22 protein-coding genes and 1 pseudogene are annotated in these 26,348 nt (G+C 65.5%); 10 read left to right on the forward strand and 13 right to left on the reverse strand.

Annotation, left to right across the window (positions count from 1 at the left end):
* Positions 1-45 precede the first annotated feature (45 nt).
* The 3 genes from RX330_RS34130 to RX330_RS34140 form a co-directional block, all read right to left on the reverse strand.
* A complete protein-coding gene (locus RX330_RS34130) occupies positions 46-558 on the reverse strand; it encodes a TIGR02281 family clan AA aspartic protease (protein WP_212084226.1) in 513 nt (170 codons plus the stop codon).
* Positions 559-726: 168 nt separating this feature from the next.
* Entirely contained in the window at positions 727-3,201 is a 2,475-nt protein-coding gene (gene hrpB, locus RX330_RS34135) for an ATP-dependent helicase HrpB (protein WP_317241421.1), read from the reverse strand.
* A 124-nt stretch (positions 3,202-3,325) separates the two neighbouring features.
* Positions 3,326-4,642 carry a UDP-glucose dehydrogenase family protein gene (locus RX330_RS34140; RefSeq protein ID WP_212084222.1) on the reverse strand — a complete coding sequence of 439 codons (1,317 nt, stop codon included), beginning with the start codon at positions 4,640-4,642 and terminating at the stop codon, positions 3,326-3,328.
* Positions 4,643-4,836: 194 nt separating this feature from the next.
* On the opposite strand from RX330_RS34140, the gene RX330_RS34145 reads away from it, so the two are divergent.
* The 3 genes from RX330_RS34145 to RX330_RS34155 all read left to right on the forward strand — a co-directional run bounded on the left by RX330_RS34145 (position 4,837) and on the right by RX330_RS34155 (position 9,974).
* Entirely contained in the window at positions 4,837-5,904 is a 1,068-nt protein-coding gene (locus RX330_RS34145; protein ID WP_212084220.1) for an acyltransferase family protein, read from the forward strand.
* 193 nt (positions 5,905-6,097) lie between these two features.
* On the forward strand, positions 6,098-9,175 hold the full coding sequence (gene polA, locus RX330_RS34150) for a DNA polymerase I (RefSeq protein ID WP_317241423.1): 3,078 nt from the start codon (positions 6,098-6,100) through the stop codon (positions 9,173-9,175).
* A gap of 163 nt (positions 9,176-9,338) precedes the next feature.
* The gene (locus tag RX330_RS34155; RefSeq protein ID WP_317241424.1) at positions 9,339-9,974 is read left to right on the forward strand and encodes a LysE family translocator; all 636 of its coding nucleotides are present in this window, start codon (positions 9,339-9,341) and stop codon (positions 9,972-9,974) included.
* A 175-nt stretch (positions 9,975-10,149) separates the two neighbouring features.
* On the opposite strand, the gene RX330_RS34160 is transcribed toward RX330_RS34155, so the two are convergent.
* A complete protein-coding gene (locus RX330_RS34160) occupies positions 10,150-10,776 on the reverse strand; it encodes a glutathione S-transferase family protein (protein ID WP_317241425.1) in 627 nt (208 codons plus the stop codon).
* 174 nt (positions 10,777-10,950) lie between these two features.
* On the opposite strand from RX330_RS34160, the gene pyrE reads away from it, so the two are divergent.
* On the forward strand, positions 10,951-11,514 hold the full coding sequence (gene pyrE / locus RX330_RS34165) for an orotate phosphoribosyltransferase (protein WP_212084206.1): 564 nt from the start codon (positions 10,951-10,953) through the stop codon (positions 11,512-11,514).
* Positions 11,515-11,698: 184 nt separating this feature from the next.
* Positions 11,699-12,475 (forward strand): DUF2865 domain-containing protein, encoded by a 777-nt coding sequence (locus RX330_RS34170; protein ID WP_317241426.1) that lies wholly within the window; start codon positions 11,699-11,701, stop codon positions 12,473-12,475.
* A gap of 55 nt (positions 12,476-12,530) precedes the next feature.
* Here the strand turns inward: RX330_RS34170 and RX330_RS34175 are convergent, their stop codons facing one another.
* The 7 genes from RX330_RS34175 to RX330_RS34205 all read right to left on the reverse strand — a co-directional run bounded on the left by RX330_RS34175 (position 12,531) and on the right by RX330_RS34205 (position 20,145).
* Entirely contained in the window at positions 12,531-12,962 is a 432-nt protein-coding gene (locus tag RX330_RS34175) for a hypothetical protein (RefSeq protein WP_063199785.1), read from the reverse strand.
* A 118-nt stretch (positions 12,963-13,080) separates the two neighbouring features.
* Positions 13,081-13,752 (reverse strand): ligase-associated DNA damage response endonuclease PdeM, encoded by a 672-nt coding sequence (gene pdeM / locus RX330_RS34180; RefSeq protein ID WP_317241427.1) that lies wholly within the window; start codon positions 13,750-13,752, stop codon positions 13,081-13,083.
* Between the two features lie 42 nt (positions 13,753-13,794).
* Positions 13,795-16,392: a ligase-associated DNA damage response DEXH box helicase gene (locus RX330_RS34185; RefSeq protein ID WP_317241428.1), complete on the reverse strand. Its 2,598-nt coding sequence runs from the start codon at positions 16,390-16,392 to the stop codon at positions 13,795-13,797.
* Positions 16,393-16,650: 258 nt separating this feature from the next.
* Positions 16,651-17,016 (reverse strand): nuclear transport factor 2 family protein, encoded by a 366-nt coding sequence (locus RX330_RS34190; RefSeq protein WP_317241429.1) that lies wholly within the window; start codon positions 17,014-17,016, stop codon positions 16,651-16,653.
* Positions 17,017-17,127: 111 nt separating this feature from the next.
* Positions 17,128-17,478: a RidA family protein gene (locus RX330_RS34195; RefSeq protein WP_212084196.1), complete on the reverse strand. Its 351-nt coding sequence runs from the start codon at positions 17,476-17,478 to the stop codon at positions 17,128-17,130.
* 83 nt (positions 17,479-17,561) lie between these two features.
* Positions 17,562-18,482 (reverse strand): alpha/beta hydrolase family esterase, encoded by a 921-nt coding sequence (locus RX330_RS34200; protein ID WP_317241430.1) that lies wholly within the window; start codon positions 18,480-18,482, stop codon positions 17,562-17,564.
* A gap of 4 nt (positions 18,483-18,486) precedes the next feature.
* Positions 18,487-20,145: an FAD-binding dehydrogenase gene (locus tag RX330_RS34205; protein ID WP_317241431.1), complete on the reverse strand. Its 1,659-nt coding sequence runs from the start codon at positions 20,143-20,145 to the stop codon at positions 18,487-18,489.
* 262 nt (positions 20,146-20,407) lie between these two features.
* Here RX330_RS34205 and RX330_RS34210 point away from each other — a divergent pair, with 262 nt between their 5' ends.
* From RX330_RS34210 to RX330_RS34230, 5 genes are all read left to right on the forward strand, one after another.
* Complete coding sequence (locus tag RX330_RS34210; protein WP_212084189.1) at positions 20,408-20,929, forward strand: hypothetical protein; 522 nt, start codon at positions 20,408-20,410, stop codon at positions 20,927-20,929.
* A gap of 126 nt (positions 20,930-21,055) precedes the next feature.
* Positions 21,056-21,250 (forward strand): hypothetical protein, encoded by a 195-nt coding sequence (locus RX330_RS34215; protein ID WP_317241432.1) that lies wholly within the window; start codon positions 21,056-21,058, stop codon positions 21,248-21,250.
* Between the two features lie 24 nt (positions 21,251-21,274).
* A complete protein-coding gene (locus tag RX330_RS34220; protein WP_317241433.1) occupies positions 21,275-21,865 on the forward strand; it encodes an SCO family protein in 591 nt (196 codons plus the stop codon).
* Positions 21,866-22,062: 197 nt separating this feature from the next.
* Entirely contained in the window at positions 22,063-22,998 is a 936-nt protein-coding gene (locus tag RX330_RS34225; protein WP_317241434.1) for a transporter substrate-binding domain-containing protein, read from the forward strand.
* An 83-nt stretch (positions 22,999-23,081) separates the two neighbouring features.
* Positions 23,082-24,725: a lysine--tRNA ligase gene (locus RX330_RS34230; protein WP_317241435.1), complete on the forward strand. Its 1,644-nt coding sequence runs from the start codon at positions 23,082-23,084 to the stop codon at positions 24,723-24,725.
* A 103-nt stretch (positions 24,726-24,828) separates the two neighbouring features.
* On the opposite strand, the pseudogene RX330_RS34235 reads toward RX330_RS34230, so the two are convergent.
* Together RX330_RS34235 and RX330_RS34240 are read right to left on the reverse strand one after the other, a co-directional pair.
* Positions 24,829-25,579, reverse strand: a pseudogene (locus RX330_RS34235) (carbonic anhydrase).
* A 97-nt stretch (positions 25,580-25,676) separates the two neighbouring features.
* The gene (locus RX330_RS34240; protein ID WP_212084177.1) at positions 25,677-26,288 is read right to left on the reverse strand and encodes a TetR/AcrR family transcriptional regulator; all 612 of its coding nucleotides are present in this window, start codon (positions 26,286-26,288) and stop codon (positions 25,677-25,679) included.
* Between the last annotated feature and the right edge of the window lie 60 nt (positions 26,289-26,348).

Here is a 26,348-nt window from a genome sequence, read left to right on the forward strand (position 1 = left end):
AAATCTCATTTGAAATGGACGGTGCCTATGCGCGGAAAGCTCCGCCTACTGCTCCAGCACCATCTGGCCGTTGGCGTATTCGAAGCGCTTGAGGCGGGAGAGGAAGGAGAGGCCGAGCAGGTTCTCCGACAGCGCCGCGTCCGGCAGCACCATGGCATCGACGTCTCGCACGATGAGGCCGCCGACATCGAGCATGGCGATGCGGGTGCGGGCGGCCTTGATGGTGCCGTTGGCAGTGGAGACGGTGGCGTTGTACTCGCTGCGCGAGGGACGCAAGCCGAACCGTGCGGCCGAGGTCTCATTCAACGCAACCACGGAGGCGCCGGTGTCGACCATGAAACCGATGCGCTGACCTTCGATCCTGCCCTCGGTCTGGAAATGACCACGGCCGTCGCGGGAAATGGCAAGGCTGCGGCCGCCGGTTGGTGCCGCAGCAGCCACCGCAACCGTCGTGCGCGGCGCTGACGTGGCGGACGCCGAGCTCATCTTGTCCGCAATCTGGGCCATGAAGGTGCCGAGGCCGATCATGACGGCCGCGAAAATCATAATGTTACGCATTACACCACTTCCGAGCCGAAAGCCCGATTTCACCACGCGACACGCCGGGCCGCGAGTGACGCCGCGGCCTGGATGGTGACATTTTGGCGAAAAGGATGAGCGGAGGGTTAATGCGACCGCGCAGAACCCCTCACCGCGCGTCATGCCCGGCCATGACGCCTTAGGCAGTCACGTCCCGCGCGGCTTTGCCCGGCGGGTCGGCACTGCACTGGCCGGATCGTCCGGCCAGGGATGGCGCGGGTAGCGGCCGCGCAGGTCGGAGCGCACGGCGGCGTAGCTGCCGCGCCAGAAGCCCGGGAGATCACGCGTCACCTGCACCGGGCGCTGTGCCGGCGATAACAGCTCCAGCACCAGCGGCACCTTGCCGGCCGCGATCGAGGGATGGGTGTTGAGTCCGAACAATTCCTGCAGCCGCACCGCGATGGTCGGTCCCTGCTCGGCCTCATAGTCGATCGCGAGCACGCTTCCGGTCGGCGCCTCGAAATGCGTCGGCGCCTCGCGGTCGAGCCGCGCGCGCATCTCCCACGGCAGCAGCGCCATCAGCGCGTCGGAGAGATCCCCCGGCGAGATCTCCTTCAGCGCGATCTTGTCGTAGAGCGCAGGCACCAGCCAATCGTCGCGCCGCGCGATCAATCCGTCATCCGACAGGTCGGGCCAGCTGCCGCCCTCGGCCCTGCGCAGGAACATCACGCGGTCGCGCCATTGCTTGGCCGCCTTCGACCAGGGCAGCCGGTCGAGGCCGGCGGCGATTAATCCGTCGGCGAAGATGCGCGCGGTATCTTCCGAGGGCGACACGGCCAGTGTCGCCTCGGAGAGCGTGATGGCGTGCAGCACACGCTTGCGCCGCGCGCGCAGCGCCATCGCGCCGCGATCGAACGAGATCTCGTCGGCGGTCTCGACATGCTCGGCGAAATGCCGCTCGATCTCGCCCTCGGTAATTTGCGCGGCGAGCAGGATGCGCCCGCTCGCCGCCGTTCCCGTCATCTCGCCGATCGCGATGTAGGGTGCACGGGCCAGTGATGAGGTCTGCTCGACGGCGGCGCCGCGGCCGTTGGCAAGTACGAAACTGCCATTGCCACGGTTACGCGCGACACGGTCCGGGAACGCGTAGGCGAGCATCAGGCCCGTCGAGAGATCCTCCTGCGGTCCCGCTTTCTCTGAAGCTGCCACTTGCGAGGCCCAGCGCCGCGCCAGATCACGCGCGCTGGAGGCGCGCGGCGAGCGGTCGCGGCGGAACTGATCGCGGCGGTGCTCGAGATCGACGCTGTCGCCGCCAAGCCCGCGCTCGGTGATGATCGCGGCGATCTCGGCGGCAGCTTCGCCCTCGCCGGCACGATGCGAATCCACGATCATGCGCGCCAGCCGCGGCGGCAGCGCCAGCGCGCGCAGGCTCTTGCCTTCCGCGGTGATGCGGCCGTCACCATCGAGCGCGTTGAGCTCGGTGAGCAGGCTTTTGGCTTCCTTCCAGGCCGGCGCGGGCGGCGGATCGAGGAACGACAGCGCGGCGGGATCAGTGACGCCCCATTGCGCGAGATCGAGCACCAGCGATGACAGATCGGCGCTGAGGATTTCCGGCTGGGTGTAGGGCGCGAGCGAGGCCGTCTGCGGCTCGTCCCAGAGCCGGTAGCAGACACCCGGCTCGGTGCGGCCGGCGCGGCCGCGGCGCTGATCCACCGCCGCACGCGACGCACGCACGGTCTCGAGCCGGGTCAGCCCGATGTCCGGCTCGTAGCGCGGAACGCGGGCAAGACCGGAATCGACTACGATGCGCACGCCTTCGATCGTCAGCGAGGTCTCCGCGATCGATGTCGCCAGCACCACCTTGCGCGTGCCCTTGGGTGCCGGCGCGATGGCTCGGTCCTGCACGGCGGCATCGAGCGCACCGAACAGCGGCACGATCTCGATCGAGGCGTCCTGCACGCGCTCGGAGAGGAAATTCTGGGTGCGGCGGATTTCGGCGGCACCCGGCAGGAATGCCAGAACCGAGCCGCCATCGGCGCGCAGCGCGGAGGCGATCGCTTCCGCCATCTGTCGCTCCACCGGCGCGTCCGCCTTGCGGCCGAGATAGCGCGTCTCGACCGGAAAGGCGCGGCCTTCGCTCTCGACGACGGGCGCTTTGCCGAGCAGTCTTGCCACGCGCGCACCGTCGAGCGTCGCCGACATCACGAGGATGCGCAGATCCTCGCGCAGGCCGGTCTGCGCATCACGGGCCAGCGCGAGGCCCATGTCGGCATCGAGCGAACGCTCGTGGAATTCGTCGAACAGGATGGCTGCGACGCCGGAGAGTTCGGGATCATCGAGGATCTGGCGGGTGAAGATGCCCTCGGTCACCACCTCGATGCGGGTGGCGCGCGAGATCTTCGAGCCGAACCGCACACGATAGCCGACGGTCTCGCCGGCGCGCTCGCCGAGCGATTTGGCCATACGATCGGCGCTGGCGCGCGCAGCGATGCGGCGCGGCTCCAGGACGATGATCTTCTTGCCCTTCGCCCAGGGCGCATCGAGCAAAGCCAGCGGCACGCGCGTGGTCTTGCCGGCCCCCGGCGGCGCCACCAGCACCGCGGCGTTACTGGCTTCCAGCGTGCGCGACAGATCGTCGAGCACGGCATCGATCGGCAGGGGCGTGTCGAAGCTGCGGGGCAAGAAATCATCCCGTCGTCATGCCAGGGCTAGTCCCGGGCATCCACGTTCTTTCATCTGGCAGTGAACAAGACGTGGATGGCCGGGACAAGCCCGGCCATGACGAATCGTTCGCAATGGAGGATCGTCAGCCCTGCACCGGCGGGCGGCCGACGCTGTCATAGGTGAAGCCGGCGGCTTTCATGTCCTCGGGACGGTAGATGTTGCGCAAGTCGACGACGACGGGCTGCGCCATCACGGTCTTCAGCCGGTCGAGATCGAGCGCGCGGAACTGGATCCATTCGGTGACGATGACGAGCGCATCGGCGCCTTGCGCGCAGGAATAGGCGTCCTCGCAATAGGTGATGTCAGGCAGCTCGCTTTTTGCCTGCTCCATGCCGACGGGGTCGAACGCCTTCACCTTTGCGCCCATGTCGATCAGGCCCGTGACCAGCGGGATCGACGGCGCATCGCGCATGTCGTCGGTGTCGGGCTTGAAGGTGAGGCCGAGCACGGCGACGGTCTTGCCGCGCAGATTGCCGCCGAGCGCCTGGCTCACCTTGCGCGCCATCGCGCGCTTGCGGTTCTCGTTCACGGCCAACACGGATTCGACGATGCGCAGCGACACATCGTAATCCTGCGCGATCTTGATCAGAGCCTTGGTGTCCTTCGGGAAGCACGAGCCGCCAAAGCCGGGACCCGCATGCAGGAACTTGGTGCCGATGCGATTGTCCAGGCCAATGCCGCGCGCGACCTCCTGAACGTTGGCGCCGGCCTTTTCGGAGAGATCGGCGATCTCGTTGATGAAGGTGATCTTGGTCGCGAGGAACGCGTTGGCGGCGTATTTGATCATCTCGGCGGTGCGACGTTCGGTGAACATCAGCGGCGCCTGGTTCAGCGACAGCGGCCGGTAGACGTCGCCCATCACCTTGCGGCCGCGCTCGTCGGAGGTGCCGACCACGACGCGATCGGGAAACTTGAAGTCGCGGATCGCCGCACCCTCGCGCAGGAACTCGGGGTTCGAGGCGACCACGACGTCGGCGTTGGGATTGGTCTCGCGGATGATGCGCTCGACCTCGTCGCCGGTGCCCACAGGCACGGTCGACTTCGTCACCACGACGGTAAAGCCGGTCAGCGACTGCGCGATCTCGCGCGCTGCGGCATACACGTAGGTCAGATCGGCGTGGCCGTCGCCGCGGCGCGAGGGCGTGCCGACCGCGATGAAGACGGCATCGGCATCCGCAACCGGCTTGGACAAGTCGGTGGTGAAGTCGAGTCGCTTGGCCTTGACGTTGGTCGCAACAAGCGCGTCGAGCCCGGGCTCGTAGATCGGGATCTCGCCGCGATGAAGACTGGCGATCTTCTTCTCGTCCTTGTCGACGCAGGTGACGTCGTGACCGAAATCCGCAAAGCAGGCCCCGGACACCAATCCCACATAGCCCGTGCCGATCATCGCGATGCGCATGAAGATCCCTGTTTCAGATTGGTTAACGAAATCCCGACGCGGGGCGGTTTAGCATTTTCCCGAGGGGAGGGAACAGTCCGCAGACAAAAAAGCGGCATAGGAATTGAACCGGTAAAGAAGTCGGAAACCCCTGGGGCCCCACACTGCCCCACACCCGAACAGGACAGGCGAAAGGCGCCTCGAAAAAGGACACCATGGCACCATCAGGCACAATCGCGGGGAGCGGAAGCGCCAGAGCCGCTTCTGCCGCGCGTGTCGACTGGGTCGACTACGCCAAGGGCATTTGCATCATCATGGTCGTGATGATGCATTCGGTGCTGGGGGTCGAGCTCGCCGCAGGGCAGACCGGCTTCATGCATGTCGCCGTCGCCTTCGCAAAGCCGTTCCGGATGCCGGATTTCTTCCTGATCTCGGGCCTGTTCCTGGCACTGGTGATCGACCGGGACTGGCGAACCTATCTCGATCGCAAGGTGGTACATTTCGCCTATTTTTATGTCGTCTGGGTGACAATCCAGTTCGGCTTCAAGGCGCCGGCGTTCGCGGCGCAGACGGGTTGGCGTGACGTCGGCCTCTTGTATCTGGAATCCTTCATCGAGCCGTTCGGCACGCTGTGGTTCATCTATCTGCTGCCGATCTTCTTCGTCGTCACAAAACTGACACGCAAGATCCCGCCGCTGGCGATCTGGCTCGTCGCCGCCGCGCTGGAGACGGCACGCATCACGACAGGGTGGACCGTCATCGACGAGTTCTGCTCGCGCTTCGTCTATTTCTATTCGGGCTATCTGTTCGCGCCGTGGGTGTTCGCACTGTCGGACCGCGCGCGGAAGCATCCCGCGTTTGCGCTCGCAGCGCTCGCGATCTGGGCGCTGGTCAATGCCGGCCTCGTCGTGCTCGGGGCCAGCGAATGGAAGATCGTCTCGCTCGTGCTCGGCTTTGCCGGCGCCTGCGCGATCATCACGATGGGCACGCTGCTCGCGCGCGCCCGATGGATGAATTTCCTGCGCTTCTGCGGCGAACATTCGATCGTGATCTATCTCGCCTTCTTCCTGCCGATGGCGGCGACACGGACGCTGCTGCTGCGCACCGGCATTATTCCCGACATCGGCACGGTTTCGCTGATCGTCACCGTCGCCGGCGTGATCGGTGCGATTGCGATCTGGCGGGCCGCCTTGCAGTTCAATGCCCGCTTCCTGTTCGAGCGGCCTGACGCGCTCTGGATCGCGCCGAAGAAGACGGGGCCGGCGTTGCAGGCGGCGGAGTAGCCGCACCCTCGGTGGCGTCGCCCGGCTTGCGGGGGACCCAGTATCCCAGAGACAGTCGTCGTCGACCGATAGGCCGCGGCATACTGGATTCCCCGGTCAAGCCGGGGAATGACAGTGGGGATAGCGGCGGCAACGTCGTAAAAACTCGCGGCCTGAGGCTGTCAAAGCCCGCAAAAATTCATACATTGCGGCCATGCCCAAGACCTCCCCGAAGACCTCCGCCAAAGCTGCTGCGCCCAAGCCTGCCACTGAAAGCAAGGCCGCCGCCGAGAGCAAGCCCGCCGCGACAGCTGCCGCCAAACCTGTTGCGGCCAAGGCCGCCGGCAAGGGCGACCACGTGTTCCTGGTGGACGGTTCCTCCTATATCTTCCGCGCCTACCACGCGCTGCCGCCGTTGAACCGCAAGTCCGACGGGCTGCAGGTCAATGCGGTGCTCGGCTTCTGCAACATGCTGTGGAAGCTGCTGCGCGACATGCCGGAGGACAACCGGCCGACGCACCTCGCCATCGTGTTCGACAAGTCGGAGGTCACCTTCCGCAACGCGATCTACCCCGAATACAAGGCGCACCGGCCGCCGGCACCTGACGACCTGATCCCGCAATTCGCGCTGATCCGCGAGGCGGTGCGCGCCTTCGACCTGCCCTGCCTGGAACAAGGCGGCTTCGAGGCTGACGACCTCATCGCGACCTATGTGCGCGAGGCCTGCGAGCGCGGCGCGAGCGCGACGATCGTATCCTCCGACAAGGATCTGATGCAGCTCGTGACCGATTGCGTCACCATGTACGACACCATGAAGGACCGCCGCATCGGCATCCCCGAGGTGATCGAGAAATTCGGCGTGCCGCCGAACAAGGTCGTAGAAGTGCAGGCGCTGGCCGGCGATTCCACCGACAACGTGCCCGGCGTGCCCGGCATCGGCATCAAGACCGCGGCGCAGCTGATCACCGAATATGGTGACCTCGACCAATTGTTGTTCCGTGCCGGGGAGATCAAGCAGCCCAAGCGGCGCGAGGCGCTGCTCGAGAACGCGGAGAAGGCGCGGATCTCGCGAAAACTCGTGCTGCTCGACGACAAGGTCAAGCTGGACGTGCCGCTCGACGACCTCGCCGTCCACGAGCCCGACGCGCGCAAGCTGATCTCCTTCCTGAAGGCGATGGAATTCACCACCTTGACGCGCCGCGTCGCCGACTATTCGCAGATCGATCCCGCCAATGTCGACGCCGATGCCAGCAACAGCAGCGCCGCCAGATCCGGCGAGGGCGCATCGAAAGCAAGAACGTCCGAGGCGTCCGGCGATCTCTTCGCCGCCCCCGCAGCTGGCCCGACGGGCGGCGACAAGGGCGACAAGGGCGCCAGCCTGAAGGGCGCGCCGATCTCGCTGGCTGCCGCGCGCGAAGACGCCATGCGCAAGCTCCCCGTCGATCGGGGCAAGTATCAGACGATCAAGACGCTCAAGGAGCTCAACGCATTCGTCGCGCGCATTCATGACGCCGGCCATGTCGCGATCGAGATCAAGGCAAACTCCATCGATCCGATGCAGGCCGATCTCTGCGGCATAGCGCTGGCGCTGGCGCCGAACGATGCCTGCTACGTGCCGCTGGCGCACAAGCAGTCCGGCGGCGGTGCCGGCCTGTTCGACGCCGGCCTTGCGCCCGACCAGGTCAAGCATGAAGAGGCGATTCAAGCGCTGCGGCCGGTGCTGGAATCATCAGGCGTCCTCAAGATCGGCTTCGACGTCAAGTTCACCGCCGTGATGCTGGCGCAGCACGGCATCATTTTGCGCAATATCGACGATGCGCTCCTGATCTCCTACGTGCTCGATGCCGGCCGCGGCTCGCATGCGCTGGACTCGCTGTCGGAGCGCTGGTTCGGTCATGCCATGCTGAAGGAAAATGAGCTGCTCGGCAGCGGCAAGGGCAAGATCACCTTCGACCAGGTGCCGATCGACAAGGCCGCGGCGCTGTCGGCCGAGGGCGCCGACGTCGCCTTGCGCGTCTGGCACGTGCTGAAGCCGCGCCTCGTCGCAGAGCACATGACCGCGGCTTACGAGACGCTGGAGCGGCCGCTGGTTGCGGTGCTTGCGCGCATGGAGCGGCGCGGTATCTCGATCGATCGTCAGGTGCTGTCGCGTCTTTCCGGCGACTTTGCCCAGACGGCGGCGCGCGTCGAGGCCGAGATCCAGGAGATCGCGGGCGAGCCGGTCAATGTCGGCAGCCCCAAGCAGATCGGCGACATCCTGTTCGGCAAGATGGGATTGTCAGGCGGCACCAAGACGAAAACCGGCGCATGGTCGACCACCGCCCAGGTGCTGGACGAGCTTGCCGAACAGGGCCACGACTTCCCGAGAAAGATCCTGGAGTGGCGCCAGGTCTCGAAGCTGAAATCGACCTACACGGACGCCCTGCCGACCTATGTCAATCCGCAGACCCATCGCGTGCACACCACCTACGCGCTGGCCGCGACCACGACGGGCCGACTGTCGTCGAACGAGCCGAACCTGCAGAACATCCCTGTTCGTACCGAGGATGGCCGCAAGATTCGCCGCGCCTTCATTGCCACGCCCGGGCACAAGCTCGTCTCCGCCGACTATTCGCAGATCGAGCTGCGGCTGCTTGCCGAGATCGCCGACATTCCCGTGCTGAAGCAGGCGTTCCGCGACGGGCTCGACATTCACGCCATGACGGCGTCGGAAATGTTCGGCGTGCCGATCAAGGGCATGCCCAGCGAAATCCGCCGCCGCGCCAAGGCGATCAATTTCGGCATCATCTACGGCATCTCGGCGTTCGGCCTCGCCAACCAGCTCGGCATCGCCCGCGAGGAAGCCTCGGCCTACATCAAGAAATATTTCGAGCGCTTCCCCGGCATCCGCGCCTATATGGACGAGACGCGCGATTTCTGCCGCAGCCACGGCTACGTCACCACGCTGTTCGGCCGGAAGATGCACTATCCCGACATCAAGGCGTCCAACGCCTCGGTGCGCGCCTTCAACGAGCGCGCCGCGATCAACGCCCGGCTCCAGGGCACCGCGGCCGACATCATCCGCCGCGCCATGACGCGCGTGGAGGACGCGCTCGCCGAGAAGAAGCTGTCGGCGCAGATGCTGCTCCAGGTGCACGATGAGCTGATCTTCGAGGTGCCCGACGCCGAGGTCGAGGCGACGCTCCCCGTCGTGCAGCACGTGATGCAGGACGCGCCGTTCCCCGCCGTGCTGCTCTCGGTGCCGCTGCACGTCGACGCACGAGCGGCCAATAATTGGGACGAGGCGCACTAGCGCCACTCACAGTGTCCTCCCGGCATCATGCGCAATTGCGCATGGGCCGGGACCACCATGGGGCATGATTCTGACCGGCCCTCAATTGCTCTCCGAGCAATTGCGCGGTGGTCGTGCGATCCCCCGCATATTAGAACCGAACCATCCTCGCACCGGTTCGCCCATGCCCCATACCCCCGCCCTGCTCGGCTTCGCCCTCGTCTGCCTCGGTCTCGTGCTCACGCCCGGACCGAACATGATCTACCTGATCTCACGCTCGATCACGCAGGGCCCCGCGGCCGGCATCGTCTCGCTCGGCGGCGTGGCGCTCGGCTTCGTGTTCTACATGCTGTGCGCGGCGTTCGGCATCACGGCGCTGCTGCTTGCGATTCCCTTTGCCTATGACGCGCTGCGCCTTGCGGGTGCCGGTTATCTGCTCTGGCTGGCCTGGCAGGCGGTGAAGCCGGGCGGCCGCTCGCCGTTCCAGGTCCGGAAGCTCGCCATCGACAGCCCGCGCAAATTGTTCGCGATGGGCTTCGTCACCAACCTGCTCAACCCGAAGATCGCGATGCTCTATCTGGCGCTGCTGCCGCAATTCATCGATCCCGCCGCCGGCAGCGTGCTGACCCAGTCGGTGGTGCTGGGCGCGATCCAGATCGCGATCAGCGTCAGTGTCAACGCGATGATCGCGCTGGCCGCCGGATCGATCGCGTTGTTCCTGGCAAACCGGCCGAGCTGGATGCTGGTGCAGCGCTGGTTGATGGGCACCGTGCTGGCCGGGCTCGCGGTGCGGATGGCGGTGGAAGCGAAGAAGGTGTGAGAGTTTCTCTTACCCTCTCCTGAAGGGGGAGGGTCGATACGCATGCAGCGAAGCGGAATGCGTAGCGGGGTGGGGTGACGGCCCCTCCCCGTCCAACAGTATTGGTGTGGAGAGATCACCCCACCCCGGCGCTACGCGCCGACCCTCCCCCTCCAGGGGAGGGTAAGAGCGCCCCTCAATCCAACTTCGCATCCATGCCCCGTTTCACCGCTGGACGGGCCATCAGGGCCTCATACCAACGCTTGACGTTGGGGAAGTCCGCCAGCTCGACCTTGTGGCGCGGGTGGCGCCAGGCCCAGCCCAGGATGGCAAAATCGGCAATCGACAGGTCGCCGGCAACGAAGTCGCGCCCCTCCAGGCGGCGGTCGAGCACGCCGTAGAGCCGGCGCGTCTCGGCCATGTAGCGCTTCAAGCCGTAGGCGCGGTCCTCCTCGTTCTCGAGTGCGATGAAATGGTGCACTTGGCCCGGCATCGGACCGAAGCCGCCCATCTGCCACATCAGCCATTCGTAGACCGGAATCCGTGCGCCAAGTGATTTCGGCAGGAATTTGCCGGTCTTTTCACCGAGATAGAGCAGGATCGCGCCTGATTCGAAGATGCTGACCGGCTTGCCGTCGGGGCCCTCGGGGTCGACGATCGCGGGGATCTTGTTGTTCGGGGACAGCTTCAGGAACTCCGGCGCCATCTGCTCGCCCTTGGTGATGTTCACCGGAACCACCTTGTAGGGCAGCCCCATCTCCTCCAGCGCGACCGAGATCTTGCGGCCGTTCGGCGTGTTCCAGGTGTGCAGCTCGATGGTCATGCGTTGTTTCCTTGCCCCTGACAGGTTCGGCCTCCACCTACTCCATAAGGTCGCAGCCCCACAACCGGCAGCCGGGGATGGCCGATCCCTGTTGACGAGGGACGCCCCCTCTGGAATGTCGCGGCCGTCGCGGATAAATTCCGCCTCCTCCAAAAAGCTGTTCGAGGGACCGCCGTGTCGAAATCTGCCTCCCGCGCCCGCCTGTTCGAAATCATCCGCCGGCGCTCCTTCGGCCGCGGCGAGGTGACGCTCGCGTCGGGCCGCAAGAGCGATTTCTACTTCAATCTCAAGCCGACCATGCTCGACCCCGAGGGAGCGACCCTCCTCGCCGAGCTGACCTATGAGGCACTGAAGGACGACAATCTCGATTTCATCGGCGGCCTCGAGATGGGCGCCGTGCCGCTCGCCGGCGCGCTGGCGCAGATCTCCTGGATCAAGGGCCATCCGATCGCTGCCTTCTTCGTGCGCAAGAAGCCGAAGGAGCACGGCGCCAAGCTCGCGATCGAAGGTCTGCCAAAAGGCGAGACGCTGGAAGGCAAGCGCGTCGTGATCGTCGAGGACGTCACCACCACGGGCGGCTCGGCGATGAAGGCGGTGGAATCGGTGCGCGAGGCCGGCGCCAATGTGGTGCTGGTCCTGACCATGGTCGACCGCGAGGAAGGTGCCACCGATACGTTCGGTGCGGCCGGCCTGCCGTTCCGCTCGCTGTACAAGGCGTCGGAATTCTTGAAGGCGTGATGCCTCTCGTGTCCCGGGCGCTGCGTTCGGGGCACGAGATCAACTCCCCCTCAACCGCTCATTTACCATCCCGCCTTATGGTGAATCATGTGCTGAGGCCCTGGGGTCTCGGCCAGTTCAGTAGCGTCGGGTGGAGTGAGCGTTGCGTACAGTTCTGTCCCATGCGCGCCGGCGGCGTCGCGCGATGCTTGTAGCCGCCACCCTCGCAGCACCACTGCTTGCGGCTCCCGCCCCGGTTTCGGCCGAAGGCCTGTTCGATTTCTTGTTCGGCGGCATGCAACAGCAACGGCCGCGGCGCGAGGTGCCGCAACAGGCGAACTCCTACGCCGATCCCTTCACCGGCCAGCAAGATGCCGCGACCCCGCATTATGTGCCTCCGACGCGGTCAGCCGCGGCTGGCGGCTCGGGCCCTGCCTTCTGCGTGCGCAGCTGCGACGGCAAATACTTTCCGCTGATGCGCGGCCTCGCCTCGCCGGCACAGATGTGTCAGGCGTTCTGTCCTGCCAGCGCGACCAAGGTCTATTTCGGCTCCTCAATCGACGGTGCCGCGTCGCAGACCGGCGAGCGCTACGCCGACAGCGAGAACGCGTTCGCCTACCGCAAGGCGTTACGCGCCGACTGCACCTGCAACGGTCGCGAGCCGGTCGGGCTTGCGCCGGTCGATCTGGCGCTGGACTCCTCGCTGAAGGCCGGCGATGTGATCGCCACCACTGACGGCCTCGTCGCCTATACCGGCATCCGCGTCGGCAACGACCAGGCGGCGGACTTCACCCCGGTTGCCTCCTATCCCGGCCTCACCGCCCAGGTCCGCGCACGTCTCGGCGAGATGAAGGTGGCGCCCGTGCGGGCGGAGACGGTGTCCGCGGATGCGCCGACCTCGCCTGAGATCGTGCGCGAGGCGCTGCCCGATGTGACGGTGCCGAAGACACAGAAGCCGGCGAAACGCGCGGGATTGGAATAACTCGCTCTCGCGTCCCGGACGCGGCGCGTTGCGCAGCGTCCGGGACACAAGACGATTATCTCCCGATGATCACCCCGATCACATTCGGCGCCGCCAGATATTTCTCCTCGATCGCCGCGCGCGCGGCGGCCCGGTTGTCCGGCGTCAGGAGACCGCGCTTCTCAGCCAGGATCATCCAGCAGAAGCCCCACCAATCCGTCAGCATGCCAGCCTCGCCGACGAGGTCGTAGCCCTGCTCGGCTGCGAAGATGCGCGCATGCGCTTCGTCCAGCGTGTCGAGAAACAGATGATCCTCAGTCGAGAACAGATCATCGCTGACGTCGTCGATGGTGTAGCCCCAGATCGACTGGCACACCGCGTTGAACTCGCGGTCGAACTGATCGTCGTCGATCCTCTGGCGCCGCGCGGCCTGATGCAGCCGCGACAGCGAGCGCGCAAAATCGGCGATCCGGGTGAGGGCGAATTGATCGAAGGCGATGGTGGACATCTAGTCCTCGCAAAGTCTGACAGACGCTAGATATTGTGTCGGCAATGCGCCGAATCACTATGATATATCAAAGACTTGCTAAAGTGTTCTTAATTTGTTCCAGAGCAGGGCTGAAATCTCAGCAGCAGCGCGAGGCCGCGATGGCGTGGACCCGGCGATCGCCCAGGAGATGGGCGACAAAACAATTGGCCGGAAAGATCTTTGCAAATGCAGCATCGCGGATGCTGAGGCCGCCGGCGTAAGCGCCGAACGCCGGCATCACCGCGCGCATCCCGTCGGAAGCGAAGCAGCGGCGCTCCATCGAGCGGCCGCGCGCGGAGACGCGCGCCTTGGGATGGAGATGGCCCGCGATCTCGCCGTGGGCGCCGGTGGGCTCGTGACGAAAGGTGATCGCGCCGACCGAGACCTCGCCCGCGACGGTGCCGCCGAGATCGCGGGGCAGCATCGGATCGTGATTGCCGGAGATCCAGATCCAGTCGCGGCCGGTCTGGAGCGCGGCGACGGCATCGCGGTCGTCCGGCGACAACCGCTCATGCGCCCTGCGGTCGTGAAAGCTGTCGCCGAGCGCGATGACGGTGCGCGGATCATGGCGGGAGATGGCAGCAGCGAGACGGCCGAGCGTCGCGACGGTATCGTAAGGCGGCAGCAGCACGCCGCGAGCGGCGAAGCTGGACCCTTTTTCCAGATGCAGATCGGAGACGACGAGCAGGCGCTGCTCTTCCCAGAACAAAGCGCCGGAGAGATCGGCGGCGAAAGTCACATCGCGGATGGTGACTGTGGACACGCGCATGTCGTCGACATCCCCCGAAACTTGCGCGCCTGCCGTCACGTCTTACCCGCTTCTATCCATCGCCTCTTTGACGAGCTCGTCGGCGGCTTCGGCCAAAAGCTCGTCAGCCGCTTCGCCATAAACTGACTCGCGGCCGATTTCCAGCATCACGGGCACGGCCAGCGGAGAGACGCGATCGAGTTCCCGGTGCGTGATGCGGCCGTGGATGCGGGCGAGCATGTCGCCGAGGCGGCGCAGGTCGAGCAAACCGGTGGCAGCGTCGGCGCGCGCGGCACGCAGGAGGACGTGATCGGCCTGATGCTTGCGCAACACGTCATAGACGAGATCGGTCGAGAACAGCACCTGACGGCGGCTCTTCTCCTCGCCGGTGTGGCGGCGCGCGATCAGGCCGGAGATGATCGCGCAGTTGCGGAACGTGCGCTTCATCAGCGCGGATTCCGCGAGCCACGCCTCGAGATCGTCGCCGAGCATGTCGGGGTCGAACAGCGCATTGAGGTCGACCCGGCCGTCGCGGATCATGAAGGAGAGATCTCCAAGCCCCCAGATCGCCACCGCATATTCATTGGCGACGAAGCCGAGCGGCCGCGCGCGGGCGCGCTCGAGGCGCCGCGTCAGCAGCATGCCGAGGGTTTGATGCGCGAGGCGTCCCTCGAAGGGGTAGCAGACCAGATAGTGCTTGTTGGCACGCGGAAAACTCTCGACCAGAAGCTCGCGCACGGCCGGCACCTGCGAGACGTCCTTTTGCAGCGACAGCCAGTCGCGCACCTGTTCCGGCAATGCGCCCCACGCGCGGCCGTCATCGAGCAGCCGGCGCACGCGTTCGGCGAGATAGGTCGAGAGCGGAAACTTGCCGCCCATATAGGACGGCACTTTCGGGTCCTTGTCATGCGCGCGCGAGACATAGACCTGGTCCTCGACCAGGGTCTCGTAGCGCACCACCTCGCCCGAGAACACGAAGGTATCGCCGGCGCTCAGGCCCTCGATGAAGGCTTCCTCGATCTCGCCGAGCAACCTGCCGCCGCGCGCGATCACGCCGGTCGAGCCGCCCGCTTCTCCCTGCCTCCCGCCGCGTGAGCGCACCAGCCGCACCTTCAGCATGTCGTCCTCGACGATGGTGCCGACATTCATGCGGTAGCTCTGCCGCACCTTGGGATTGGCGACGCGCCAGCGTCCCTCCTTGTCCTGCTTGATGCGGGCGAAGCGCTCGTAGGTCTTCAGTGCGTAGCCCCCGGACGCCACGAAATCGACGACGTCGTCGAAATCCTGCCGCGACAGGTCGGCGTAGGGGGCTGCGGTGCGAATCTCGGCATAAAGTTCATCGGAGAGGAACGGCTCGCCGCAGGCACAGCCCAGCACATGCTGGGCCAGCACGTCGAGGCCACCGGTGCGCAACGGCGGCGTATCCTGCGCGTTCTCGGCGATCGCGTCGATGGCGACGCGGCACTCCAGCACTTCAAAACGGTTGGCCGGCACCAGCACCGCGCGCGAGGCCTCGTCGAGGCGGTGATTGGCGCGACCAATGCGCTGCATCAGGCGCGAGGAGCCCTTTGGCGCGCCGATATTGACGACGAGATCGACATCGCCCCAGTCGACGCCGAGGTCGAGCGAGGATGTGCAGACCACGCCGCGCAAGCGTCCCGCCGACATCGCGTCCTCGACCTTGCGGCGCTGGGCGACGTCGAGGGAGCCGTGATGCAGCGCGATGGCGAGGCCGTCGTCGTTCATGCTCCAGAGATTCTGGAACAGCATCTCGGCCTGGCTGCGGGTATTGACGAAGACCAGCGTGGTCTTGTTGGCCTTGATCAGCTCGTAGATTTCAGGGAGCGCATGGCGCGCGCTATGGCCGGCCCAGGGCAGGCGCTCGCGCGTGTCGAGCATCTCGACCTCGGGCGGGGCCGCACCGCCGGCGACGACGATGTCGGCGGCGGCTTGCTTGCCGCCCGGCTGGGGCACCAGGAAACGCGCGAGCTGATCCGGCTCGGCCACGGTTGCCGACAGGCCGATCGCGCGCATCTGCGGCGCGAGCCGCCACAACCGCGCAAGGCCCAGCGAAAGCAAATCGCCGCGCTTGGACGTCACCAGTGCATGCAGCTCGTCGAGCACGATGCGCTTCAGGGAGGAGAACAGGAACGGCGCGTCGTCGGAGGAGAGCAGCAGCGCGAGCTGCTCGGGCGTCGTCAGCAACACGTCCGGCGGATAGCGCCGCTGCCGCTGCCGCCGCGACACCGGCGTGTCGCCGGTGCGGGTCTCGACCTTGATCGGCAGGCTCATCTCGGCGACCGGCCGCTCCAGATTGCGCGCGATATCGACGGCGAGCGCTTTCAGCGGCGAGATGTAGAGCGTGTGCAGGCCACCCGTCCGTTGCACGCTGCGGCCGGTGGAGACGAGGCTTCTCTTCTCACCCGCCTCCCGCTCGATCGGCTGCATCGACAGTTCCACCAGCGTGGGCAGAAATCCCGCCAGCGTCTTGCCGGCGCCGGTCGGTGCGATCAGCAGCGCGCTGGCGTCCTCGCGCGCCTTCTCCAGCAGCGCCAATTGATGCGCACGCGGCGACCAGCCGCGGCCCGCGAACCATTGCTGGAAGCGGCGAGGCAGCAGCGCGGCCGGCTCGGCCGATGTTTGGAGAGTACGGGGCGGCACGGCATGACAGGTAAGCCGTGGGGATGGCTTCGTCGAGGGGTTCGACCATCCGTCCGTGGCAGACCAATCGCGTGTGAGCCTGTACATTGGGGCGACGATAGTCTCCGCATCGTCATGGCCGGGCTTGTCCCGGCCATCCACGCCTTCCGACGGCTCACGGAGAACGTTGATGCCCGGGACAAGCCGGGCATGACGACCTCTTGTGAAGGTCCAAACGCAGTTCCCCTCCCGCACGTGCGGCGAGGACGGCGAGCGGCCTCACGCCCCGGCCGGCACCTGATCGAGAAATCCGGTCACGCTTCTGATGCGGCCGTCCTTTAGCACGGCAAAATCGGTGCCCTTGATAGGGCTATCGGTGCCGTCGGGACCAAGGCCCCAGGAAAAACGGACGTGCTCGCCATAGCCGTTGGGCTCACCGATCAGGCTGAACTTGAAATCCGGAAAGCGCTGCTGCACGCCTGCGATCAGCGCCTCGATGCCGTCGCGGCCATCGCCCTTCATCAGGGGATCGACATAGCTCGCATCCGCGGTCCAGTTTTCGCTGAGCAGCTCGCGGCGCCGGCCGGCCGTGCGCTCGTTCCAGAGCTCAATGTAGCGGCGGGCGATGGTGACGGGGTCGGTCATGGTACTCTCCTTCGATGGCGCCGTGTTGTCCGGCTGACCTGACTATCGAAGGTTCACGCGCGTTGATCGATTACCTGGGAGGTCATCAACGCGCGTGAAGTTTTCGCGAAATCACTTCGCCGCAATGACCATGATCTCGACGGTGTATTGCGGCGCCGCCAGCTTGGCTTCGACGGTGGCGCGCGCCGGGGTGTTGCCCGGCGAGACCCAGGCGTCCCACACCGCATTCATCTCGCCGAACGTCTTCATGTCGGTGATGTAGATCGTGGCCGAAAGCAGCTTCGACTTGTCGGTGCCGGCCTTGGCGAGATGGCCGTCGATGGTCGCCAGGATGTCCTGGGTCTGCTTCGTCACGCTTTCGCCGGCGGCTTTGTTCGCGACGACGCCGGCGAGATAAACGGTGTTGCCGTGCACGACGACCTGGCTCATGCGCGGGCCGGTTTCGAAACGTTCAATGCTCATTGGGGATCTCCTCACTGGAATGGCGGCCCTGTCTAGCCCAGCGACCCGCGCTCTGCCACCCCCGGGGTGCATGCGCTGCCCGCTCAACGAGACTGGCTGAAGAACGACCAGATCGTCTCGGCGCCGTCGATGTCGCCGTTCTGCGGGCCGAGCAACTTGGTTGCGACCCTTGGGAAGCGGGCATCCGGGGCGAAGCCGGGCATGCGGTGGCCGCCCTGGTTGATGCGATAGAGCATGACGTCGTGCCCGGGCGGGCAGCGCGAGGTGATCCGCGTGACCGTGGATTGATCCGCAACGTTCCTGTCGGGTAGATCGGACACGCTGGCGTCACCCGTCTCGCAGCCATTGAGCTTGCGCCAGAACGCCAGTGTCTCGTCGGTCGACCAGAATCCGTCCGCGGCATAATAGCTCGATCCGCGTCCGCCCTCATAAGGCACCAGCGGATCGGCCGTGCCGTTCATGAGCAGCATCGGCAGCGGCCGGGACGGATGACAGGTGACCGCGGCCTCGTCGGTGAGATTCATGATCACGCTCGCGCCCGCGGCAAACAGATCGGCGCGGGCGCAAACCAGCGTCATCGCCATGGCGCCGCCATTGGAGAGGCCGGCGACATAGACGCGCTCTGCATCGGCCGTGCCGTCGGCCACCAGCTTTTCGACGAGCTTGGCGATGAAGGCGACGTCATCGGTCCCCACCGGTGGGCCGCGCAGGGCAGGTCCCGCCTTGGTCCGCGCATCGGCCCAGGCGTGGTTGAGCCCGTCGGGAAACACCACGGCAAAACCTTCGCGTTTGGCGACCTGCGGCCACCCCGTCCGCGCGATCATGTCGGCGCCGCGCTGGGTCTTGCCGTGCAGCACGACCACCAGCGCGGCAGGCTTTTTGGCCGGCAGTTGCGTGGTGTAGGAACGCTTCACGCCGCCAACGTCGATGGTCTCGGCGGATGCGGCCGAAGCGGCGGCCAATACCGCGACCAGCGCGCCGATGCACAGCATCCACCACCGCATGGATCTAGCCCACCGCTTTGGCCGCGGCACGTCCCGCATTGCGGCCCGAGAACAGGCAGCCGCCGAGGAAAGTACCCTCCAGCGAGCGATAGCCGTGTACGCCGCCGCCGCCAAAGCCGGCGGCTTCGCCGACCGCATAGAGGCCGGGAATGACGCGTCCCTCCGCGCCGAACACACGGGAATCGAGATCGGTCTCGAAGCCGCCCAGCGTCTTGCGGGTGAGGATGTTGAGCTTCACCGCGATCAGCGGCCCATGCGCGGGGTCGAGGATGCGGTGCGGGGAGGCGGTTCGGATCAACTTGTCGCCGATATAGCGGCGCGCATTGTGGATGTTCATCACCTGCGCGTCCTTGACGTAGGGATTGGCGATCTCGCGGTCGCGCGCCTCGATCTGCATCCTGATGTGCTCGAGCTTGAGAAGGTCGCTGCCGGCAAGCTTGTTCATCTCCGCAACAAGGTCGTCGATCTTGTCGCGTACGATGAAGTCGACACCATGGCTTTTGAACGCTTCCACCGGCGCCGGCGCGCCCTTGTTGGTGGCGCGGCGCAAGGTCATGCGCCAGCTCTTGCCGGTCAGATCGGGGTTCTGTTCCGAGCCCGACAGCGCAAACTCCTTCTTGATGATGCTCTGGGTCAGGATGAACCAGGAATAATCATAGCCCGTCGACATGATGTATTTGAGCTGGCCGAGCGTGTCTGAGCCGGGGAAGAGCGGCGCCGGCAGCCGCGTCCCTGTTGCGTCGAACCACATCGAGGAGGGTCCGGGCAGGATGCGGATGCCGTGGCGCGGCCAGATCGGCGACCAATTCCGGATGCCCTCGACATAATGCCACATGCGGTCGCGATTGATCAGGCGCGCGCCTGATTTCTCCGTGATGCCGATCATGCGGCCATCGACATGTTCGGGCACGCCGGAGATCATGAATTTCGGGGGATCGCCAAGCCGCTTCGGCCAGTGCTGCCGGACCAGCTCGTGATTGCCGCCGATGCCGCCGGAGGCCACGATCACGGCCTGCGCCTTCAGCGCGAACTCACCGACCACGTTGCGCGAGGAGCTCTTTCCGCGCTCGATATTGTCAGGCGCGAGGATGGCGCCGCTGACGCCATCCACCATGCCGTTGGTGATCGAGAGCGCGTCGACGCGGTGGCGGAACCGGAAGTTCAGCCGGCCGCTGCTGGCGGCCTCGCGCGCGCGGCGCTCGAACGGCTCGACGATGCCCGGGCCGGTGCCCCAGGTGACGTGAAAGCGCGGCACGGAATTGCCGTGGCCCATCGCGTCGTAGCCGCCGCGCTCGGCCCAGCCGACCACCGGAAAGATGCGATGGCCCATGGCCCGCAGCCAGGCGCGCTTCTCGCCGGCCGCGAACGCCACATAGGCCTCGGCCCATTGCCGCGGCCAGAAATCCTCGTCCCGGTCGAAGCCCGCCGCACCGACCCAGTCCTGCATGGCCAGGTCGAAGGAATCCTTGATGCCGAGCCGGCGCTGCTCCGGGGAATCGACCAGGAACAATCCGCCGAACGACCAGAATGCCTGGCCGCCGAGCGACTGCTCGCCCTCCTGGTCGACCAGGATCACGCGCTTGCCCGCCTCGGCGATCTCGGTTGCGGCAACCAGCCCCGATAGTCCCGCGCCGACAACGACCACGTCCGTCTCTTCAGCCATGTTTTCCCCCACCATGAATTCCCCTGTATTTGCCCGGATTGAAGCCAGCGGTTGTAACTGAGATCAAGTATGGGGCGCGCAAGACATCATTAACTTGTTCCGCTTTGGGATGGAGACTCTCCGAGTGCAGCGCGGACGCAACACTGGATTTGAATTTGTTTCGAGCGAGCCGGCCTGCCTAGACAAAACCTCGGTTAAGACGGACGCTAGCCGTGCATCACCACCTGACACGCAGATTCGAATTCGACCGGGGCGGGGGCCAATGAAGTTTCTGACGGGGTTGCTTGCGGCGGTTCTGTTGATCGCTGGCATGGGGGTTTCTCACGCGGTGGTTCGGATCGCGGATGACCGCGGCGGCCGGATCGGAACCTACGTCGACAAATACCAGGATCTGCGTCAGTCGGGCGAAACCGTCATCATCGACGGCCTCTGCGCCTCCGCCTGCACCATCGTCCTCGGCGCTATCCCGCACGACCGGATTTGCGTGACCTCGAGCGCGACGCTTGGCTTCCACGCGGCCTGGGATTTCGGCAACAATGGCCGCGCGGTCACCAATATTGAAGCAACCCAGATGCTCTATGCGATGTACCCGTCGCAGGTGAGGCGCTGGATCAGCCAGCGCGGCGGCCTCACCCCGAACATGCTCTTCCTGAAGGGCAGGCAGCTCCAGGCCATGTACAAGCCCTGCTACCTCGACGCGCAGGCCTCGGCAATCAAGCCGTCGCGCCGGTCTCTCCCGCAGGCGGACCGGATCGAGTCCGCCCGGGGCCAGCTCCTGCGCTGACGTTCTCGACCTGACTGGATCGTTCTGAGCCGCCAGCGGCGCCCTGCCCGCCGGCGGCGACTTGTCCGCAGGCGGACTGACGCTTATCTGAAGGTTGGGAACCCGGGCTTTTGCCCCGTCATTGCCATGGCTCAACCACTGCACCCGGCACATCGCCTACAGGACAATTCGCCCAATGCCGGCCGGACGTCATCCGTGCTGCTGTGGGCGGGCGCGGCGACCGGTGGACTGCTGGTGCTCGGCGCGCTGGCGCTGTGGTTCCACTACGGCACGCAGATGTTCTTCGAAATGATCAGGACCGGTTTCGCCGCCTGCTTCTGATCCGCGACAGGAAGTTTTCCGCTCATGAGTTCCGCCACCCGTCCGCTGGTGATCGCGACCGCCTTCGCCGCAAGCCTCGTTGTCGGGCTCCTGATCATGTTCTGGGCCATGGGCGGGGTCAGCAAGGTGGCGCAGCCGGCCGCGATCGGCGGTCCGTTCCAACTCACCGATCAGAACGGCAAGGCCGTCACCGACAAGAACCTCAAGGGCAAGCCGACCCTGATCTTCTTCGGCTACACCCATTGCCCCGACGTCTGCCCGACCTCGCTGTTCGAGATCTCGGAAGTGCTGCGCGCGCTGGGCAAGGATGCCGACAAGATCAACGCCGTCTTCATCTCGGTCGATCCCGAGCGGGATACGCCGGCGACCATGAAGGAATATCTGTCGAGCTTCGATCCGCACCTCGAGGGCCTGTCCGGCGACCCCGCCGAGACCGCAAAGGTCATCAGCTCCTACCGGGTCTACGCCAAGAAGGTCCCGACCAAGGACGGCGACTACACCATGGACCACACCGCCCTGATCTATCTGATGGACCGCGACGGGAGGTTCGTGTCGCCGTTTAACCTGAAGCGGACGCCGGAAGAGGCGGCGGCGGATTTAAAGAAGTATCTCTGAGGGCCAAGCAGCCTGCGCCAGGTGGGGGCTCGCTCCATTGAGGGGTTCTCGCCAAGAGGAGACACCCTCTCCCCCGCCCTCCCCCGCAAGCGGGGAAGGGAGCGCACCCTCCCCTTGGCCGCATTCCGCGCTCGCGTTCCCGGTGGGATGGTCTATAAGGCCCTCCGATCTCACTGAAATTCGTTCATTTCCGGCCGATGGCTCCATCGCACCAGGCGAAATCGTCCAAATCTGCCCGTGGCTTGCTGACGGCACTGGCCGTCGGCGCCTGCCTGCTCACAGGCCTGCCCGGGGCCGAGGCTCAGGCTCCCGCCAAGCGGCCCCCGGCGGCACCTCAGGCCACGCCGCAGGTCGCGCCTCAAGCCGCCCCGCAGGCCGTTCCCGGCTTCTGGGATCCGCGGCGACGACCGGAACGGCCGGACCTGTCGCGCCTGACCGTGATCCGCTTCCTGACCGAGACCGACTACCCGCCGTTCAACTATACTGGCGCTGACGGCAACCCGGCCGGCTTCAATGTCGATCTCGCCCGCGCGCTGTGCGAGGAGATCAAGGTCACCTGCACCGTGCAGATGCGGCGCTTCGAGACGCTGGTCGATGCGCTCTCCTCCAACCGGGGCGATGCCATCATTGCCTCGATGGCGGTGAGCCCGCAGCTGCGCGCCCGGGTCGACTTCACCGATCCCTATTACCGCGTGCCGGCGCGCTTCGTCTCCCGCAAGGACGCGGTGATGCCGGAGATCCGGCCCGAATATCTCGAGGGCAAGAAGGTCGGCGCCATCGCCGGCTCCGCGCACGAGGCCTATCTCAAGGCCATGTTCACCGACGCCGAGCTGCATCCCTACCCCAACGACGACGCGATGCGCGCCGCATTGCGCAAGGGCGAGGTCGATTTCATCTTCGGCGACGCCATCTCGCTCGCGTTCTGGATCAACGGCACCGATTCCGGCGATTGCTGCGCCTTCTCCGGCGGCCCCTTCGTCGAGAGTCGTTTCTTCGGCGAGGGCATCGGCATCGCCGTGCGCAAGGGCAACGACGTGCTGCGCCAGGCGCTGAACTGGGCGCTGTTCCGCGTCTGGGAAAAAGGCCGCTACACCGATCTGTGGCTGCGGTATTTTTCAGTGAGCCCGTTCTAGCCATCGCCTCGGAATGACGACCGAGACCATTTTTGCATTCTGCCCGGAAATCGCTATTTTCCGCGGCCCGGAGGCCCTTCTTGATGTCCGTTATCGATCCCGACATGAACCCGAGCGATTTGCGTGCGCTCGCCGAACAATCCAACGCCTGGCCGTTCGAGCAGGCGAAGGCCATCGTCGCGCGGCTGAAGAAGAGCCCGAAGGACGAGGTGCTGTTCGAGACCGGTTACGGGCCGTCAGGCCTGCCGCATATCGGCACGTTCGGCGAGGTCGCGCGCACCTCGATGGTGCGGCATGCCTTTCGCGTGCTGACCGAGGACAAGATCAAGACACGCCTGCTCGCCTTCTCCGACGACATGGACGGGTTTCGGAAGGTGCCCGACAACGTGCCCAACAAGGAGATGCTGACGGCGCATCTCGGCAAGCCGCTGACGCGGGTGCCGGATCCGTTCTCGAACGAATATCCGTCGTTCGGCGCGCACAATAACGCGCGCTTGCGCGCGTTTCTGGATCATTTCGGCTTCGACTACGAGTTCGCGAGCTCGACCGACTACTACACATCAGGCCGCTTCGACGCGACGCTGCTCAAGATGCTGGCCGCCTACGACCAGGTGATGGCGATCATCCTGCCGACGCTGGGTCCCGATCGCCGCGCCACCTATTCGCCGTTCCTGCCCATCAGCAAGACGACGGGCGTCGTGCTGCAGGTGCCGATGATCCGCCGCGACGTCGCCGCGGGCACGGTGACCTATGTCGATCCCGATACGAACCAGGAAGTCGAGACGCCCGTCACCGGCGGCAATGTGAAGTGCCAATGGAAGGCCGACTGGGCGATGCGCTGGGTCGCGCTCGGCGTCGACTACGAGATGGCCGGCAAGGACCTGATCGACTCGGTGAAGCTGTCCGGTGCCATCGCGCGGGCGCTCGGCGCCACGCCGCCGGAAGGCTTCAACTACGAGCTTTTCCTCGACGAGAAGGGCCAGAAGATATCGAAGTCCAAGGGCAATGGCCTCACCATCGACGAATGGCTGCGCTACGCCTCGCCGGAATCGCTGTCGCTGTTCATGTATCGCGAGCCGAAGGCGGCCAAGCGGCTCTATTTCGACGTCATCCCGCGCAATGTCGACGACTACCAGCAATTCATCGACGGTTTTGCCAAGCAGGACGGCAAGCAACAGCTCGGCAATCCGGTCTGGCACATCCACAACGGCCATCCGCCGAAGGGCGACATGCCCGTGACGTTCCAGCTTCTGCTGACGCTGGTGTCGTCGTCGAACGCGGAGAATGCCGAGACGCTGTGGGGCTTCATCGGCCGCTACCGTCCCGGCGTGAGCCCGCAGACGCATCCGAAGCTGGATGCGATGGTGGGCTATGCCATTAATTATTATCGCGATTTCGTCGCGCCGACGAAGACGTTCCGCGAACCCACCGAGACCGAGCGCGCCGCGCTGCAGGATCTGCGCGATGCGCTGTCGCAGCTCGCGCAGGACGCATCGGCCGAGGACATCCAGAACGTCGTCTACGAGATCGGCCGCCGCGAGCCGTTCCTCGATCCTGTCAAGAAGGGCAAGGACGGCCGCCCCGGCGTCACGCTGGACTGGTTCAACATGCTCTACCAGGTGCTGCTTGGCCAGGAGAAGGGCCCGCGCTTCGGCTCCTTCGTCGCGGTGTACGGCGTGCAGAACGCGGTCAACATGATCGACGGGGCGCTGGCGCGGAGCGCGTGAGGCCGGTGTAGCCCGGATGGAGCGAACCGCAATCCGGGGTTCTCACCAGATGCACGAGCCGTCCCAGATTGCGCTTCGCTCCATCCGGGCTACGAACTCCCGCTCAGATCGACCTTAGCACGTAGCGCCTGTTGTCCTTCTGCACCGGGCGCGCATTCATCGGATAGAGCTTTGCGAATGCGGCGACGTCGGTGGCCGACACCTGGATCGCGGTGGTCAGCAGCAGCCATTCGACCACCTCCGAGCACGGCGGCGTCGTCAGCGAGCCGGGATAGCGGAAATAGCTGAGCTTTTGGGGCAGCATGGCGTGCGGATCGATGCCGGCATCGGCCTTCACCGCCGGGCCTTCCGCCGCCGGCATGGTCTTGACGATCTTGCCGAAGGCCGCGTTCGGCCTGCCCTCGCCATCAGCACGCCGACCACGGCGAGCCCGCCGGCCTCGTGCGATGGACGAAATGCGCCTCCATCGGAAAATTCTTGCCGCCGATCATGTGCTCGCTCGGCCGGTGGAAGTGCACTTGAAGCAGCTTGTACTTGACGTCGCCGAGCATCAACGTGCTGCCCTCGGCGAAATTGAGCTGGATCGTGTGGCCGTTGTTGACGATGGTGTCGGCGCTCTTGCCCCAATTCAGTTTCAGAACCGGCAATTGCGACTTGATCGTCCCCTCGATGTCGATCGGCGATTGCTGCAGGCCGACCGCACAGGCCTTGTTGGCCGCGTCGAGATCGCCCCATTTGGCCGGGCCGCCGACGCCCTCATAGCTCCAATGCGCGCCTTCGGCGGCAAAGGCCGGCTTGCACAGCGGACAGAGCGCGAGACCCGCGAGGGCCTTCAAGGCATGACGGCGATTCATCATATTCCCCTAAGATAAAGGTGGGCCGGCAATATCGGCCGCAACCCATGCGAGAGGGTCGGTGAGTCGCAATGGCGATCACGGGGATCAGGAAGGCTCACGCCTTGTTGCGGAAGGTCTCCAATACCGCCGCGACGATCTTCTGTCCGTTTCTGCGCAGCTTCCTGGAATCGTCCGCGTAGGGGAGCAATAGCCCGATCTTGCAGATCATCGCGTCGATCATCCGGCTGAGCAGATCGACATCCTCCGCATTCAATTCGCCATCGCGCTTCAGCGCCCGCAGCGTCGCGATCAGGAGCGCGGTCGGATAGGTCTCCTCGATCTCGCGATAGCGCGGTTCGCCGAGCACGGCCTGCGCTTCCTGGATGACGATGCGCGCATAGGCCGGCTCTTCGCAGGCGTCGAGATAGGCGTCGATGCCGGCGCTGAGACGGTCCCAGATCTTGCGCTCGCCCCTTGCCGCGGCCTCGATTCTGGCGGCCGCCTCGCGCTGCATGGCGACCACCACGGCGTCGAACAGCGCCTTCTTGTCCTCGAAGTGATGGTAGAACGCACCGCGCGTGACCCGCGCCGCCCGCGAGATGGCCTCCATGCCCGCCGCCTGAAATCCATTGGCGGCGAACGCTTCGCGTCCGGCATCGAGCAGCGCCTGCCTGGTGGCCTCGCTGTACTCTTCCCGACGGCTCTTTGGAGGATCCTTCGCCCGCATCGCGCGCAACCTAATGCTTGACGCGTCGGTATCAAACCGCATATAACATACATTATGTAT

Origin of the sequence: Bradyrhizobium sp. NDS-1 (assembly GCF_032918005.1) — a bacterium.
GTDB lineage: Bacteria > Pseudomonadota > Alphaproteobacteria > Rhizobiales > Xanthobacteraceae > Bradyrhizobium > Bradyrhizobium tunisiense.